At 65.6% G+C, this 15,704-nt stretch carries 13 protein-coding genes; 7 read left to right on the plus strand and 6 right to left on the minus strand.

Features of this window, described 5'->3' with window-relative positions; translation table 11 throughout:
• Positions 1-46: 46 nt before the first annotated feature.
• The gene (locus tag YH64_RS20915) at positions 47-4,171 is read left to right on the plus strand and encodes a CheR family methyltransferase (protein WP_046807137.1); all 4,125 of its coding nucleotides are present in this window, start codon (positions 47-49) and stop codon (positions 4,169-4,171) included.
• 18 nt (positions 4,172-4,189) lie between these two features.
• Here the strand turns inward: YH64_RS20915 and YH64_RS20920 are convergent, their stop codons facing one another.
• Positions 4,190-4,399 carry a hypothetical protein gene (locus tag YH64_RS20920; RefSeq protein WP_046807136.1) on the minus strand — a complete coding sequence of 70 codons (210 nt, stop codon included), beginning with the start codon at positions 4,397-4,399 and terminating at the stop codon, positions 4,190-4,192.
• A gap of 370 nt (positions 4,400-4,769) precedes the next feature.
• Here YH64_RS20920 and YH64_RS20925 point away from each other — a divergent pair, with 370 nt between their 5' ends.
• On the plus strand, positions 4,770-5,000 hold the full coding sequence (locus YH64_RS20925; protein WP_046807135.1) for a CrpP-related protein: 231 nt from the start codon (positions 4,770-4,772) through the stop codon (positions 4,998-5,000).
• Positions 5,001-5,116: 116 nt separating this feature from the next.
• Positions 5,117-6,025 (plus strand): ammonia-dependent NAD(+) synthetase, encoded by a 909-nt coding sequence (nadE, locus tag YH64_RS20930; protein WP_082134640.1) that lies wholly within the window; start codon positions 5,117-5,119, stop codon positions 6,023-6,025.
• Positions 6,026-6,089: 64 nt separating this feature from the next.
• Here the strand turns inward: nadE and galU are convergent, their stop codons facing one another.
• From galU to glf, 5 genes are all read right to left on the minus strand, one after another.
• Positions 6,090-6,926: a UTP--glucose-1-phosphate uridylyltransferase GalU gene (gene galU / locus YH64_RS20935; protein ID WP_046807134.1), complete on the minus strand. Its 837-nt coding sequence runs from the start codon at positions 6,924-6,926 to the stop codon at positions 6,090-6,092.
• Between the two features lie 94 nt (positions 6,927-7,020).
• A complete protein-coding gene (locus YH64_RS20940) occupies positions 7,021-7,911 on the minus strand; it encodes a manganese catalase family protein (RefSeq protein ID WP_046807133.1) in 891 nt (296 codons plus the stop codon).
• A 74-nt stretch (positions 7,912-7,985) separates the two neighbouring features.
• Positions 7,986-9,821 (minus strand): ABC transporter ATP-binding protein, encoded by a 1,836-nt coding sequence (locus YH64_RS20945; RefSeq protein ID WP_046807132.1) that lies wholly within the window; start codon positions 9,819-9,821, stop codon positions 7,986-7,988.
• A gap of 3 nt (positions 9,822-9,824) precedes the next feature.
• Positions 9,825-10,970, minus strand: coding sequence for a beta-glucosidase (locus YH64_RS20950; RefSeq protein ID WP_143215477.1), 1,146 nt, complete (start codon positions 10,968-10,970; stop codon positions 9,825-9,827).
• A 13-nt stretch (positions 10,971-10,983) separates the two neighbouring features.
• On the minus strand, positions 10,984-13,362 hold the full coding sequence (gene glf / locus YH64_RS30840) for a UDP-galactopyranose mutase (RefSeq protein WP_082134639.1): 2,379 nt from the start codon (positions 13,360-13,362) through the stop codon (positions 10,984-10,986).
• A gap of 229 nt (positions 13,363-13,591) precedes the next feature.
• Between glf and YH64_RS20960 the strand changes: the two genes are divergently transcribed.
• From YH64_RS20960 to YH64_RS20975, 4 genes are all read left to right on the plus strand, one after another.
• Positions 13,592-13,858, plus strand: coding sequence for a hypothetical protein (locus tag YH64_RS20960; protein ID WP_046807130.1), 267 nt, complete (start codon positions 13,592-13,594; stop codon positions 13,856-13,858).
• Positions 13,848-14,315 carry a hypothetical protein gene (locus tag YH64_RS20965; protein ID WP_052946113.1) on the plus strand — a complete coding sequence of 156 codons (468 nt, stop codon included), beginning with the start codon at positions 13,848-13,850 and terminating at the stop codon, positions 14,313-14,315. Before YH64_RS20960 ends, YH64_RS20965 begins: the two co-directional genes overlap by 11 nt.
• Positions 14,312-15,136, plus strand: coding sequence for a DUF2243 domain-containing protein (locus YH64_RS20970; protein ID WP_046807129.1), 825 nt, complete (start codon positions 14,312-14,314; stop codon positions 15,134-15,136). Before YH64_RS20965 ends, YH64_RS20970 begins: the two co-directional genes overlap by 4 nt.
• Before the next feature lie 329 nt (positions 15,137-15,465).
• A complete protein-coding gene (locus tag YH64_RS20975; RefSeq protein ID WP_046807128.1) occupies positions 15,466-15,684 on the plus strand; it encodes a hypothetical protein in 219 nt (72 codons plus the stop codon).
• The last annotated feature ends 20 nt before the right edge of the window (positions 15,685-15,704 follow it).

Here is a 15,704-nt window from a genome sequence, read left to right on the forward strand (position 1 = left end):
GCTGTATCATCCCAGGCAACGCAGCCCATCGCGAGCCCTCCCCCCCATGTCCAACGTTCCTTCAGCGCCGGTCAACAAGCCGGGTCTTGCCATCAGCGATTTGCACTTTCCTGTTGTGGGCCTCGGCGCCTCGGCGGGGGGCATCGAAGCGCTACAGGATTTCTTTTCGAACACCCGCGACGAATCCAACATGGCTTACGTGGTGATCGTGCATTTGTCGCCCGACCACGAAAGCGTGCTGGACAAGATCCTGCAAGCCACGACCCGCATGCCGGTCGTGCAGGTGACCCACCCGCAGCGCATCCAGAGCAACCACGTCTACGTCATCCCGCCGGCCTCGATGCTGGCGATGAACGACGGCTATTTAAGCGTGTCGCCCGCCAGCCAACCGCAAGGCACGCGCGTCGCCATCGACGAATTCTTCCGCACGCTGGCCGACGTGCACACCACGCGCGCGGTCGGCATCGTGTTGACGGGCGGCGGGTCGGACGGGTCGGTGGGCCTGGCGCGCATCAAGGAACAGGGCGGCGTCACGTTCGCGCAGCAGCCCGAAGACGCCGAACACGACGCCATGCCGCGCAGCGCCATCGCGACCGGCATGGTGGACATCATTTTGCCGGTGGCGGCCATGCCCGAGCGGCTCAAGCAGATTGCCGACAACATGGCGGCCATCCATTTCCCACGGCTGTCCCAGGCCACCGGATCGGCGGCCGACGCAGAGCACGCAGCCGATCCCGACCAAAAAGACCGCAACGCGTTGCGCGACATCCTGACGCTGCTGCGCGCCCGCACCGGCCACGATTTTCGCCATTACAAGACCGCGACGGTCCTGCGGCGCATCGAACGCCGCATGCAGGTGACCGGCGTGTCCACCTTGACCGCATACGGCAAGCTGCTGCAAGACCGCGTGGAAGAAACGCCGCTGTTGCTATCGGACATGCTGATTGGCGTGACGCAGTTTTTTCGCGACAAAGAAGCTTTTACGTCGCTGGATAATTTCGTGCTGGCCAAGCTGTTCGAGCGGCACCAGAAAAATCCCGGCAGTCCCATGCGGGTCTGGGTCGCGGGCTGCTCGACCGGCGAAGAGGCGTATTCGCTGGCGATCCTGCTCAGCGCGCGCGCCGACGCGCTCAACTACAGCCAGAAGATCCAGCTATTCGCCACCGACATCGACGAGGCCTCTTTGGCCACCGGCCGCGCGGGCGCCTATTCCATGGCAATCGAAGCGGACGTGCCGTCCAGCCTGCTGCAAGGCTATTTCACCCGGCTGGAACACGAATACCGCATCAAGAAAGAAGTGCGCGAACGCGTGCTGTTCGCCGTGCACAACGTGCTGCGCGACCCGCCGTTTTCCAAGCTGGACCTGGTCAGCTGCCGCAACCTGCTGATCTACCTGGACCGCGAGGTTCAGCAAGACGTGCTGCGCATGTTCCACTTTGCGCTCAAGCCCGGGGGATACCTGTTCCTGGGCAGCTCGGAATCGGCCGATGCCTGCCCCCGACTGTTCCAGGTGGTGGACAAGCGCAACCGTATCTACGTGGCCAAGGAAACGCCCGCGCAGCTGCGCAACGTGCCGGCGTTGCCGGCCGCCCACGCGTTCGAACGCCCCAGCACCGCCGCCGCGCCCTTGACGCGCAACCGCCACAACAAGGTGTCGTACGCCGATGTCCACCAGCGCGCGCTGGAGATGTACGCGCCGCCCAGTGTCATCGTGGACGCCGAAAGCGACATCGTGCACATGTCGGAACGGGCCGGCAGGTTCTTGCGCCATGGCGGCGGCGAACCGTCGCGCAACCTGCCGTCCCTGGTCTATCCGGAACTGCGCACCGAACTGCGCACGGCAATGTTCCAGGCGCTGCACACGCGCAAAAGCGTCGAGGCGCGCCGCGTCAAGATGAAGATCGGAGACCGCCAGGCCTACGTCAACATGGTGGTGCGGCCGTTTCGCCACGAAGAAACGTCCAACGACTACATGCTGGTGCTGTTTGACGAAGTGGAAGACGTGATGAGCCCCGAAGCCATCGCGCCCATCGTCGGCGCCTCGGCCGTGCTGACGCAGCTGGAGGCCGAGCTGCAAGGCACGAAGGACCAGCTGCAATCCACTATCGAACAATCCGAGACCTCCACCGAAGAATTGAAGGCTTCCAACGAAGAGTTGCAGGCCATCAACGAAGAGCTGCGCTCGGCCACTGAAGAGCTTGAAACGGGCAAGGAAGAGTTGCAGTCGGTCAACGAAGAGCTCATCACGGTCAACGCCGAACTGAAGTCCAAGGTGGACGAGACGGCCAAGATCAACGACGACTTGCAAAACCTGATTGCGTCCACCGACATCGCCACGTTGTTCGTCGACCGCAAAATGCACATCCAGTGGTTCACGCCACGCGCTACCGACGTGTTCAACGTCATCAACAGCGACGCGGGCCGCTCGCTGCTGGACATCACGCATCGGCTGGACTACCCCGACATGGCGCGCGACGCGGCAGGCGTGTTTGAATCCCTGCGCGCCGTGGAACGCGAAGTGTGCAGCGACGCCGGCCGTTGGTATCTGGCCAGGCTGCTGCCCTACCGCAGCGCCGAACACCGCATCGAAGGCGCGGTGCTGACCTTCATCGACATCACCGACCGCCGCCAGGCCGAAGACCGCGTGCGGCTGGGTGAAGCGCATCTGAAGCTGATGACGGAAAGCGCGCGCGACTTCGGCATCCTGACGCTGGACAACGACGGCATCATCACCAACTGGAACGTGGGCGCCGAGACCATGTTCGGCTACAGCCGCTCAGAGGCCATCGGCAAGTCGTTCTCCATCATCTTTACCGACGCCGACAACGAAGCCGGCCGACCACAGAAAGAGCTGGAACGCGCCCGGCATATCGGCTATGCGCCCGACGAACGCTGGCACCGGCGCAAGGACGGCGGCCTGATCTTCTGCACGGGCGGCGTCAACCGCATGGACGACCCGCACTATCAGGGCTTTGCGAAGATCGTGCGCGACGTGACGGAACTGAAGCTGCGCGATGCCGAACAAGAGTCGCGCCTGGACCGCGCGCGCGCCGACAACGTGCTGAAGGACGAATTCTTCGCCATGGTGTCGCACGAGCTGAAGCATCCGCTGAACCTGATCCAGCTGAACGCGGAATTGCTGGCGCGCACGCCGGCGGTGCGCAATTCCCCGGCAGCAGCCCGCTCGGCAGACCTGATCCAGCGGTCGGTCAAAGGGCAAGCGCGCATCATCGACGACCTGCTCGACCTTTCCCGCGTGCGCACGGGCAAGCTGGGCCTGAACCAATCGATATTCGATATCACCGCGATAGCCACCAACATTCTTGAAGTGCTGGGCCCCGTGGCCAGCACGGCAGGCCTGACGCTGCGCGGCGAGTTCGACCCCAACCGCGCCATCCATCTGAATGCCGATCCGCTGCGCGTGGAGCAGATCATCTGGAACCTGCTGAACAACGGCATCAAGTTCACCCCGCCGGGCGGCACCGTCACGCTGAAGCTGGACGTGGAAGACGAACGCTTGCGGCTGGATGTCATCGATAACGGCCAGGGCATCGACGCCCAGTTCCTGGGCAAGGTGTTCGACATGTTCAGCCAGGCGGATCTGCGCCAGCGCAATCTGGCCAGCCCCGGCCTGGGTATCGGCCTGGCGGTGGCCAGCGAACTGGTTGAGGCCCACGGCGGCACCATCCAGGCGCATTCGGATGGCAATGGGCGTGGCGCGCGCTTCACCGTGCGCATGGCGCTGGCCAACACACAGCAACAGGAAGTGCAGCTGCCGCTACCCGGCGAGAGTCCCCTCAAAGGGTTGAAGGTGCTGATCGTGGATGACTCCGAGGATATTCTTCACATCATGCGCGAGCTGCTCGAAATGGAAGAGGCCTGCGTCACGGCGGTGGGCAGTGGCCGCGAGGCGCTGGAAGCATTCGCGAATGCGCCGTTCGATCTGCTGCTGTCCGATATCGGCATGGCTGACATGGACGGGTATGAGTTGATCCGCGCCATTCGCGAAAAGCATCCGGACAGCGCGGTGCCGGCCATCGCACTAACCGGCTTTGGTTCGAAGGAAGACATGAACGAGGCGCTGCAAGCCGGCTATTCCGCGCACATCAGCAAGCCGGTGTCGCTGGACAACCTGCTGGACATCGTGCGCCATCTGCGCGACGGCGGCTAAGGGGGAACGCGGCGCGCTTCAGGCGCCGGCCTGCCCTTGCCCGGAACTCCGGTGGCCCGCCAGCACCTGAAACGCCCGCGCCACGTCGTCGGGAATTTCGGTATCCAGCACGTCGTGCTTCCACCCCCGCTTGGGCGGCCACGGCACGCCCAGCAGCGCCAGCTGCTTCTGGTTATAGCCGCCGCCCGCGGTTTGCCATCGCAGCAGCCATTCATTGGTGACTTCCATAAGGCTCACCTCAAAGAAGGAACGGCCGCTATCGCAGCCAGATCGCTACCGCCCATACCACGAGCAAGATCGCCACAAGCGCTCCGATAAAGGTTGCGAACTGCCGCCACGGCCCACGGCCGGAAGTGGACTTGCGCGCAGCGTGTGCTTGAGCTTCGTCCGAAGACGGCTGAGTAGGGTTTGGCGTTTTCATTTCAGCTCCGATCCGCCCGAACGGCGGCGATGCCTGGCATGCGTTGTCCAGCACGTAGCGTGCCCAAGCCGGACCCCGGGGGTCCCGCCACGCTATGCCGTCTAGTGCTGCCACACTATTGCAGCTGTCAGGGTCTGCGCTCATACTCGGCGCTCACACAAACATCAAGGTTCCGAGATGGAAAAAGACATCCAAAATCAGGGTGCACAGGCCGCCCGGAACGGGTGGAGCCTGTTCGATTGCCCCTACCTGCGGGCGCAACAAATGCCCGGCCACACCGGCGAGCCCATTTCCGAATGGCGCGCCAAGGTCGCCGCCTGGGAAGCCGGCTGGAAGACGGAAGTGGAAAGTTGGCTGGGTCGTTCCCAACCGCCCGCCGTCGTGCGCGACATGCCGGTACTGCACTGACGCCAGCCGCTTCCCCCTGACTATCCGGGGCCGGGTTCGGTACTTGCTACCGCCCCTCAGGTGCACATGGCGGACGCCGGTCCGCCGCATTCGCAACTGTGGAGGGAGACCTGATCATGGCTCGGAATACCAACTCGCAAGATCGCCAGGCGGCCATTGCGTGTGAACTCGGCGTCCAACAAGGCTTCGACTCGGCCCGCGAGCTCGAAAGCCGGATCGCATTCCTGGAAAATTATTTGTCAGACACCGGAAAATCCGGCTATGTGCTGGGCATCAGCGGCGGCGTGGATTCGACGGTGGCGGGAAGAATGGCGCAGTTGGCCACCGAGCGGCTGCGCCTGAAGGGACGCCGCGCGTTCTTCGTGGCGGTGCGCTTGCCGTACGGCGAACAGCACGACGAAGAGGATGCCGCGCGCGCGCTGGACTTCATTCGCGCGGACCACGTCATGCAGGTCGATATCAAGCCGGCGGTAAACGCCCAGCGTGACGCGCTGGAAGCAGCGGGATTGGTATTCACCGACAAGGCAGCGGAAGACTTCGTCGCTGGCAACATCAAGGCGCGTCAACGCATGGTGGCGCAATACGCGATTGCCGGCGCGCTGGACTGCCTGGTCATCGGCACCGACCAGGCGGCGGAAGCGCTGATGGGTTTTTTTACCAAGCACGGCGATGGCGCGGCCGACCTGCTGCCGCTACGCGGTCTGACCAAGCGGCGTGTGCGCGCGCTGGGCGTGGTGCTGGGTGCACCCGCCAAGCTCATCACCAAGGCCCCCACGGCCGACCTGGAATCGCTGCGGCCGGGCCTGCCGGACGAGGTGGCGCTGGGCGTCTCGTACGACGAGATCGATGATTTCCTGGAAGGCCGGCCGGTACGCGACGATGCGCGCGAGACGATCCTGAAGCAATACGACGCGACCGCGCACAAGCGCTTGGCGGCCGCCGCGCCGCCGGCGCCCGGCACGGACGACCGGGGCAGCGGCAACGACGCCCCAAACGGCAACGAGTACCCCTCGGCGGCGGCTTAGGGCTTCCAGGCCCCGCGCGGGGCCAAGGGGCTGCGGGGCAGCCTCTTAGCCCCGCCCCAGCCCATCACCCCACCATGCCGTGGTACTTGCGCCCGATTTCCATCGTGGCGCGGTAGAACCCTTCCTTGCTGCCGCAGTCGTAGCGCACGCCGTCGTACTCGTAGCCGTACACCTTGCGATCCTGCAACAGCGACGCGATGGCGTCGGTCAATTGAATTTCGCCGCCCACGCCCGGCTGCGTGGCCTTGAGCGCGTCAAAGATCTGGGGCTCAAGAATGTAGCGGCCCACCACCGCGAGCTCGCTGGGCGCGTCCTCGGGCTTGGGCTTTTCCACGATGCCGGACACCTGCACGACGCTTTGCGAGGCCGGCTTGCCCGACACGATGCCGTACTGATTGGTCTGGCTGCGCGGCACGTGTTGCACCGCCAGCACGCTGCCTTCGAACTCGCGCGCCACTTTCATCATCTCGCCGATCACCGGCGTGTCGGCGTCGATCATGTCGTCGGCCAGCAGCACCGCGAACGGCTCGTCGCCCACGATGGCCGCCGCGCACATCACGGCGTGGCCCAGCCCCAGCGCGGCCGGCTGGCGCGTGTAGACGCATTTGACGGAATCGGGAATCACGTTGCGCACGCTGTCCAGCAACGCCACCTTGTTTTTCAACTCCAGGTCGCGTTCCAATTCAGGCATGCGGTCAAAGTGGTCTTCAATGGCGCGCTTGTTGCGGCCGGTGACGAAGATCAATTCGGTAATGCCCGCCGCCACGGCCTCCTCGACGGCATATTGGATCAGGGGCCGGTCAACGATGGGGAGCATTTCCTTGGGCATGGCCTTGGTGGCCGGAAGGAAACGCGTGCCCAGGCCGGCAACGGGAAATACCGCTTTTCGAATGGGAAGCATGGCTTGGCTCTCACTGTGATGACAACCCGGAACGGGGTGCCGGAATTGAGCAAAAATCGTGCCCGCGATCCGGGTTGCGTGGGAGCCGGTGGCATCACGTCAATTTATCGGCGGCGCCCGGCCCCTGACCCAGCTCCGCGCCCGTGGCCGGGTCCGCCGACGGGTCCGACGCGGTGCGTGCCACCATGGCTTGCAGCGCCAGCGTTTCTTCTTCCGTCAGCCCAACGCTGGCCATGCCGTCGCCATCGATGGCGCGCTGATCTTCGCGGGCCGTCACGTAGGTGAAGTTTTCGTCGCTGTTCCACGAACCGCGCATATCGCCTTCGCCCTGCGACATGTTGAAGTACACGTTGGCAAAGCGCGGATCGCCCGGCAGTTTTCCGGGCGGGAAATTGGGCTCCATGGAATACAGCGCCTTTTCAAAGGACCGCTGGTGCGCGACTTCGCGCGTCATCAAAAAGCCCAGGGCTTCCTTGACGCCGGGGTCGTCCGTGGCGTTGATCAAGCGTTCGTAGATGATCTTGGCGCGGGCTTCGGCGGCGATATTCGAGCGCAGGTCGGCGGACGGATCGCCGATGGTGTCGATATAGCCCGCATTCCACAGCTGGCCGCCCGAGTTGGTCAGCGCCGGCCCGCCGCCGTACAGCACTTGCGTCACGTGCGAATCGTTGCCCGGCCCGTTCAAGCGCCGGTAGATCTCGGCCTCGGATTCCGTGGCTTCGGCCAGCGCGCCCTTGGCGCCCTTGTTCAGCATGGCCACCATGGTCCCGATCACTTCCAGATGGCTCAGTTCTTCGGTGGCGATGTCCAGCAGCATGTCTTTGCGGCCGGGATCGTCTTCGGCAATGGCCTGTGTGAAATATCTACACGCCGCCGCCAGTTCTCCTTGCGGCCCGCCAAATTGTTCCAGCAGCAGGTTCGCCAGACCGGGATTGGTCTGCGAGACGCGGACGGTGTACTGCAATCGTTTGTTGTGAGCAAACATGGTTTATCTCCTTTGACGCCGTTCCCCTAATGGCCCGGCTGCCGCGACCCTCGCAACCGCCATGCCGAAACTGCCTACGCCTGCTTGAGCTGGCCTTCGCGCGCGGCGCGCGCATCGTCCAGCGATTCCACCGCCCCGTCATCATGCGGCATCGCGCCCTTGCGGCTGGCTTGCAGGTCCCACAGCGCGCGGAACGGCCCACGCGCGCGCAGCAGTTCATCCAGCGTGCCGTCTTCAACGACCGCGCCGTTTTCCAGCACCACGATGCGGTCGTAGCGCGCCAACGAAGACAGACGGTGCGCGGCGGCCACCACCGTGCGGCTGCGCATCAGTTCCGCCAGCGCGCGCTGGATCAGCATTTCGGAATGGCTGTCCAGCGCCGAGGTGGCTTCGTCGAGCAAGAGAATGGGTGCATTTTTCAAAAATGCGCGCGCAATACCGATGCGCTGGCGTTCGCCGCCGGACAACATCGCGCCGCGTTCGCCCACCACGGTGTCATAGCCCTGCGGCATCTTGCTGATGAACTCGGCGCAATGCGCCTGCGCGGCCGCTAGCAGCACGTCTTCCTCGGACGCATCCGGACGGCCATAGCGGATGTTCTCCATCACGCTGCGGCGGAACAGGCTGATGTCTTGCGGCACCACCGAGATCGCGTCCTTCAGGCTTTCCAGCGTGGCGTGGCGTATGGGTTGCCCGCCGATCAAGATGCTGCCGCCGTCCGGTTCGTCGGCCCGTTGCAGCAAGGACAGCAGCGTGGACTTGCCCGCGCCGGAGGCGCCCACCAAGCCGACCTTCTGCCCTGCCGGTATCGTCAAGGACACGCCCCGCACCGCGCGATTGCCGCCTGGGTAGGTGTAGTGCACGTTGTCGAACACGATAGATGCGGATTCCGGGCGCAGCGGTCGCGCCCCGGGCAGGTCGGGCACGGCGGGCGGACGCGCCACCACGCGCAGCATTTCGCCGATGACGCCAAACTGCTGCGCGGTGCCGACCAACGCCAGCGCCAGGTCGCGCGACCCATGCAGGATGCGAAAGGTCAGCGCGCTGACCACCACCACATCGCCCGGCGTGGCGTTGCCGCGTTGCCAGGAATGCAGCACCCAGAACAGCATGGCGCTGGCCGCCAGCCACAGGCAGGCATCATGGATCACGCGGGCTTTTTCCACGTACATCCAGCTGCGGCGTTGCGCGCGGGCTTCTTCGCCCAGCGCCCGCTCCAGCCGCGCGCGCTCACGCGCCTGGGCCGAAAACGCCTGCACCGCCCAGATGTTCGAAATGGCGTCGACGATTTCGCCGCCGACGTGGGCCGCCTGTTCGCCATAGTGCTGGTGCAGGCCGCGCCCCCGGGCGCCAAAGGCGATGATGACCGCGCCCAACACGATCACGAAGCACAGCAAGGCGGTAGCCATGCGCCAGTCCACCGTCGACAACACCACAATGGCGCCGATGAAGTCCACGCAGGGCGGAATGATGCTCCACACCGCCGCGCCATAGATCGCGCCCGCCGCCGTGGCGGTGGCGGTGATGCGGTTGGCCAGCGCGCCGGAATGGTGCTGGCGGAAGTAGCGCGTGGAGTGGTGGCTCAGGTGTTCGAACAGTTCCACCCGCAAGGCCGCGCAGGCCGCCACGATGTTGCGGCAGCCCAGCCAGCCGCCACTGCGCCACAACGCCGCTTCGACGGCGATCAGCGCCAGGAACACGCCCAGCGGCCACCACACATCACCGGCCGACGCCTGCCCGCCGGCCATGGCGTCCACGATCAGCTTCATGGCGTACTGCACGGCGACCGAGCACGTGCCGGCCAACACCACCACGAAGGCCAGCAACCCGAACGCCAGCCGTCGCTGGGCAACGTAGCGCCAGATAAACGCCAACGGTCGGGTGGGCAATGCTTGTTGATCCGACGACATGGTTCAACCCCCTAGTGCAACGGCGCGCGGCGCGTCCAGCAAGCCGACCGGGCCATCACCAAAGCGCGCTGCCTGTTTACGCAGCTCGACTTCCAACGGCGCGTACACCGCGCGTTGGCCTGTGTACGACGGCGCGCTGAGCAAGCCGGTCGAACAGTAGCGGTTGTCTTCCCACCCGGGGTAGTCCGTGACCGGGTACAGGCAGATGCCCGCCACATCCACTCCCGCGCCGCGCGCGAGCAGCGCCTGGTCCGCCACGTAGCGCAGCCACGGCGCGCGCGCCGCGCCTTCCGCGCCCGTCTCTGCGATCAGGATCGGACGGCCATGGCGCTGCGCCTGCTCTGCCAGCAACTCCCCCAGCGGCCGGTAGCGCGGGTCGTCATGGCGCAACTGCGGGCCGCAATGCAGCCACTGGTTGTGCGGGTAGTAATTGACGCCCACGATATCCAGGTAGCGCTCGTCACCGCCCAATTCCGGCTGCGTGCGGCCGGTGATCATGTCCACCGCTTCGAACTGCGAGGCGTTGGCGGCGGCGGCCGGGCCGTCGTCACCGGGTTGCCACGGATGCACCGCAATCATCGGCTCGGCGGCCAAAAAACGCGCGCCGGGATCGATCTCGCGAATGGCGTCGGCCGCCTGCACAAAGGCCCGCACCAGCTGCCGCTTAAGCTCGCCTCCCCGCCCGGTGCCGCATGGGCTGAAGTGCGCCATGTCGCCGCCTGCCCAGCTCCAGTACGAAATCTCGTTGATCGGGCAAAACCAGGTCGGCAGCTCCGACTCTTGTGCGATCAGGCGCGCGACGGCGGCGGCATAGCGCGCAAACGCCTCGGGAAAGCGGCTGGACCAGATGTCGATCCACTGGGGCCAGCCAAAGTGGCATAAATCCCAGATGACCTGCATGCCGGTCGCGCGCGCCGCCCGCAACATGGGCAGCACGCTGGACCAGTCGTAGGCATAGGGCGCCGGGTTGACCAGGTGCCAGCGCACGCCGTCGCGCGCGGTGCGCAGCCCCAGCGACACGGCGTGGGCATAGTCCGACTCGGCCCATTGGGCGTGGCCGGTGGAGGCCAGCAGATCCAGCTGGCGTCCGTCGGGAAAGCGGTGGCATGAACATTCGAAACCCGCCAGGAAAGCACTTTGAAAATGCATCGGGCGCCCCCGCTCAGGCGACAAGCGCGGTGTGCACCTCGGCGTTCTTCGCGGCGATGGCCTCGTACGTGGCCAAGGCCTGCGCGACCACCTGGTCCATGTTGTAGTAGCGATACGTGGCCAAGCGCCCCACGAAATGCACACCGGGGGTGGCATCCGCAAGCGCCTGGTAACGCTGGAACAGCGCGGCGTTTTCGGGTCGCGGGATCGGGTAGTAAGGGTCGCCCTGCGCCGACGGATATTCGTAAGTGATGGCCGTGCGCGCATGCTGCTGGCCGGTCAGGTGCTTGTATTCCGTGACGCGGGTGTACGGCACATCTTCGGACGGGTAATTCACCACACCCACCGGTTGATGCCATTCTTCGTCCAGCGTTTCGTGGCGGAACTTCAAGGATCGATACGGTAGCGCACCGAAGCGGTAGCCGAAGTATTCATCGATGGGGCCGGTGTAGATCAGGCCATCGAAGGTGAACGCAGCGCGGGCTTCTTGATAATCCAGCCCCAGGGCCAGCGATATGTTCGGATGGTCCAGCATGCGTTCGAACATGCGTGTGTAGCCGTGCAGCGGCATGCATTGATGGCGGTCGGTGAAGTAGCGGTCGTCGGTGGACAGGCGCGTGGGTACGCGGGCGGCCACGGAACGGTCCAGCTGTGACGGGTCCAGCCCCCACTGCTTGCGCGTGTAGCCGCGAAAGAAGGTCTCGTACAGTTCACGGCCAACTTGCGACACCACGAAATCTTCCGACGTGGCCACGTTGGCGATGGGTTCGGCCACCGACTTCAGGAAGCGCTCGGCCTCTTCGGCCGAAAAGCGCTTGCCGTACAGCTTTTCCAAGGTGGTCAGGTTGATCGGCATGGGGACCAGCCCCTTGGGCGTTTCCGCCAGCACGCGGTGTTCATAGCTGCGCCACGCCGTGAAGCGCGACAGGTATTCCAGCACCTTGGCGGAATTGGTGTGGAAGATGTGCGGACCATAACGGTGCAGCAGCAGGCCGGCATCGTTGAAGTAGTCATACGCGTTGCCGCCCACGTGCGGGCGCTTGTCCACCACCATCACGCGCTTGCCGCTGCCGCGCGCCAGCCGTTCGGCAAGCACGCTGCCGGCAAAGCCCGCGCCCACGATCATGTAGTCGTAGTGCCGCACGGTGCCGGCCGACTTGACGGCGCGCGCGGGCTCGTGCGCCGCCGCGCGACGCGTTGCGCTGCTGGTGTAGGCGCGGTTCATCACGCGGCACATGCCGTCCCAGCTGGCGTCCCACGACATCCCGCGCAGCGCATGGTCAGCCTTGGCAAGCAGGAGGTCGGGGGTCTTGGCGGCCTGCAACGCGGCCGCGGCGGCGTCCACGAAGGCGGACGCGTCCCGCGCGATGAACACCACTTCAGAACCGCCATAAGTGCGCACCACGTCGTTGATGGGCGTGGACACCACGGGCCGCCCCGCCGCCAGATATTCAGGCGTCTTGGTCGGGCTGATGAAGCGCGTGGATTCGTTCAGCGCGAACGGCATCAACGCAACGTCCCAGCCCGCCAGATAAGCAGGCAACTGGTCATACGAACGCGGTCCCAGGTAATGGATGTTGGCGGCCTGCGGCAATTCAGCGGGGTCTATCTTGACCACCGGGCCAATGAACACAAAATGCCAGTCGGGCGCCAAGGCCGCCACCTCGGCGACCAGACGCGTGTCGAAGCGTTCGTCCAGCACACCGTAGAAGCCCAGGCGCGGACCGGGTATTTCTTGCAAGTCGGCCGGAATTTGCGTGACGGCGCGCGCCTGCCCAAAGTGCGCGCAGTCCACGCTGCTGGGAAACGCGTGCACATTGGGATGCAGGCGGCTCTTGGATTCATACAGGCTGTGGCCGCCGCAAAACACCACGTCGGCGCGCGCCAGCAGGCGCTTTTCCATGTCGACCAATTCCGGCGGCGCGCCACGAAATGCGGACAGCTCGTCCATGCAGTCGTACACGACGAGGCTGGCTTCGACCTGATCCGAGAACGGCAGGCTCATGGGCGTGTAGTACCAGAGCACCGGCCGCGTCACGCCGTCGGCCCAGAGCTTTTCCTGCAACAGTCGGCGGTGGCTTTCCACCCAGTTATCGCGCGCCAGGTGCGGGGTCAGCACGGTGACGCCGTCGCACTGGTTCTCCTCCAGCCAGCCATGCCGCGCGCTGTACACCCAAACTGGCTCTTCAACGTAATAGACGGTGTGCGAGCGCGCAAACCGGGTCATCAGATGTTGGGGGCGCTGGAACACGAAGTTCCAACGCAAGTGCGAAAAGCAAACGATGGCGGGAGTATCGCGTGCCAGCCATGAGCTGCCCGACAAGGCATCTTCAAGGTAGGTGCGTTCGGCTGCCGGCTGGTGGCCGGATCGAGAGTCGACAGTGCTGCTCATGGGGATACTCCAAGGGAGAAATAAGGGGCAAGGGAAGGGCGCGACGGATGCCGCAATTGGCGTGCCGAAAACTTGCCGATTGCGGGGCCGGATCACGCGGTCTTGCGCAGGCGGGCCGGCTGTCTTGCCGCCTGTTCGCCGTCAGGCTTTTGAAGGGACTTGCGGCGGCGTCGCGGGCACGCCAATTGCTCGCCTGCCGGACTCGTTGAACCCCGCCAGGAGAGCTCCCATGCCCCAATCCCCAACAGACGGTTCCCGCAAGACCATCCCCGGCCAGCCCGACGTCAACGCTGGCGCGTTGCGGCCGTCGTCCAAACCTCAGGCATCGCGTGACATTCCAGACATTGACCATCCGCCCGCCGCGCGCAGCCACGAGGGCACGGGCTTTGACCGCGCCGAGGCCCAGGAAGAAACCGAGGCGCGCACCGGCACCTTGCCCGGCTCGAACGACACGCGCCCCGCGCCGCCGCGCGAGGAGTCGGAAGATGATCGTTGAAGCCTTTCAACGCCCGGACGGCAAATGGAGCTTTCGCGGCATAGCCATGCTGGGCGTGCAGCAGGACGCCCGCGCCTATCCCAGCTGCGAAGCCGCCGTAGAAGCCGCCCGCACCGAATATCCGGACTACGCGGTGTCCATTGTTGAACCTGAATTCCAGGAGCCCCCCATGAAGCCCACGCAAGCAGAGAAAGCCACCAACCCGCCCACCGCTGGCAGCGGCGCGGTGGAGCCGTCCACCGAGGACCAGGTGGATATCGCCAACCGTGTTCAGGACGGCATCAAGCACGCCGATGACCATAGCGAGAAAGGCCGGCAGCCGGCCACCCGCGCGGGCGGCGTCAAACCCATGGATGGCAACCCCAACCCCGAGCGCGACACCGAAGGCGATACCTTCAAGCCGGCGGACGACACACCGGCGGTGTTGCCCAAACGTTCTGGCCCGGTCTCGCAATGAACGCGCCGCTGCGGGCCGGCCCGGCCGCCACCCTGCCCCGCCGCCATCCGTGGGCGGGTTTTTTATTGGGCTTCGGCATGGGGGGCTTTTTCGACGGCATCCTGCTGCATCAGATATTGCAATGGCACCACCTTCTTTCCGGTCTGAACGCGGCATCCCTGGCTGATTTGCGCGTGCAAGTCGTGGCCGATGGCGTTTTCCACGCGCTGATGTATGTGGTGGCCGGGGCAGGCTTGTGGAGTCTGTACCGCTCGCGCGGTGCCGGCATGCCGCCGCGCAAGCGTTTGCTGGCCGAATTCCTGATCGGCTTTGGGGCATGGCATGTGATCGATGCCGTGTTGTCGCATTGGGTGGTGGGCCTGCATCGGCTACGCATGGATGTGGCCGACCCCTTGCCCTGGGAGCTGGCGTGGCTGGTCCTGTTTGGGATCGTGCCGCTTCTGGCGGGGTGGGTGCTGCGGCGGCAAGGAGCGGGCGCGGGGGGCGCGGGCGGCGCGGGCGGCGCCGCCGTGTCCGCGTTGCTGGCCGTGGTCATCACCACGGCGGCGGCCCTGAACCTGTATCCGGTGTCGGCGCCGGCCCAGGACACGTCGGTGGTGGTGTTGCGGCCGGGCGCCAGCGCGGCGGGCTTGCTGGCCGCGCTGGACGGCACGGACGCCCGCGTGGTGTGGGCGGACGCGTCGGGCGGCGTGTGGGTATTGGCGGATGCGCCCAGCGCGACGTTGTTTTCCCTGTTTGGCGCGGGCGCGCTTTACGTCAGCGGCGCCAGCGCACCGGGCGGCTGCTCGGCGTGGATTGCGCCGCGCGACGGGCGGGCCTGATAGGCGCTACCCGTGACGGTGCTGCCGGGACGGCGCTGCCCCGACGGGCGCTGCCCCGACGGGCGCTGCCCGGAACGGCACTGCCCGGGGCGGGCTCCTGGGGAAGGTGCTCCCGGGAAGGTGCTCCCGGGGAAGGTGCTCCCGGGAAGGTGCTCCCGGGGAAGGTGCTCCCGGGAAGGTGCTCCCGGGGAAGGCGCTCCCGGGGAAGGCGCTCTTCTTTGGGCACGGCACTTGCTGTATAGGACCGCGGCCTGCGCCGCATTCCTTTGCAGACCCGCACGGCGTGGGCGGGACCCTTCCACACACGTCCTTGGATTACAGGATCGACCATGGCCTCCCCCACCTTGCCCTCCGTGCCGCAAGCCGCCCCGCTGCCGCTGGCCGGCGCCGCGACCTCGCTTCCGATCACGCCCGCGACTCGTTTGCCGCTTGCCGGTCCCGCAACCGGCTTCCGGCTGTCGCTAGGTATTTTGTTGGCCATCGTGTTCTGGATGGTGGCCGGCTCGCTCCTGGTGACGCTTTGGCTGGCGTCGCAGCGGCTGGCGTAGCCGGCCAGTCGCGCCCGCGC

The sequence above is a fragment of the Achromobacter sp. LC458 genome, assembly GCF_001005835.2.
In the GTDB taxonomy this organism is placed as follows: Bacteria; Pseudomonadota; Gammaproteobacteria; order Burkholderiales; family Burkholderiaceae_B; genus Achromobacter; species Achromobacter spanius_B.

What these genes read in the sequence shown, in the direction of transcription:
- YH64_RS20975 (WP_046807128.1), top strand. Translation starts at nt 15,466, where the DNA reads ATGGCCTCCCCCACCTTGCCCTCCGTGCCGCAAGCCGCCCCGCTGCCG.
- YH64_RS20945 (WP_046807132.1), bottom strand. Translation starts at nt 9,821, where the DNA reads ATGTCGTCGGATCAACAAGCATTGCCCACCCGACCGTTGGCGTTTATC.
- YH64_RS20925 (WP_046807135.1), top strand. Translation starts at nt 4,770, where the DNA reads ATGGAAAAAGACATCCAAAATCAGGGTGCACAGGCCGCCCGGAACGGG.
- YH64_RS20965 (WP_052946113.1), top strand. Translation starts at nt 13,848, where the DNA reads ATGATCGTTGAAGCCTTTCAACGCCCGGACGGCAAATGGAGCTTTCGC.
- YH64_RS20940 (WP_046807133.1), bottom strand. Translation starts at nt 7,911, where the DNA reads ATGTTTGCTCACAACAAACGATTGCAGTACACCGTCCGCGTCTCGCAG.
- YH64_RS20920 (WP_046807136.1), bottom strand. Translation starts at nt 4,399, where the DNA reads ATGGAAGTCACCAATGAATGGCTGCTGCGATGGCAAACCGCGGGCGGC.
- YH64_RS20915 (WP_046807137.1), top strand. Translation starts at nt 47, where the DNA reads ATGTCCAACGTTCCTTCAGCGCCGGTCAACAAGCCGGGTCTTGCCATC.
- YH64_RS20960 (WP_046807130.1), top strand. Translation starts at nt 13,592, where the DNA reads ATGCCCCAATCCCCAACAGACGGTTCCCGCAAGACCATCCCCGGCCAG.
- YH64_RS20950 (WP_143215477.1), bottom strand. Translation starts at nt 10,970, where the DNA reads ATGCATTTTCAAAGTGCTTTCCTGGCGGGTTTCGAATGTTCATGCCAC.
- galU (WP_046807134.1), bottom strand. Translation starts at nt 6,926, where the DNA reads ATGCTTCCCATTCGAAAAGCGGTATTTCCCGTTGCCGGCCTGGGCACG.
- YH64_RS20970 (WP_046807129.1), top strand. Translation starts at nt 14,312, where the DNA reads ATGAACGCGCCGCTGCGGGCCGGCCCGGCCGCCACCCTGCCCCGCCGC.
- nadE (WP_082134640.1), top strand. Translation starts at nt 5,117, where the DNA reads ATGGCTCGGAATACCAACTCGCAAGATCGCCAGGCGGCCATTGCGTGT.
- glf (WP_082134639.1), bottom strand. Translation starts at nt 13,362, where the DNA reads ATGAGCAGCACTGTCGACTCTCGATCCGGCCACCAGCCGGCAGCCGAA.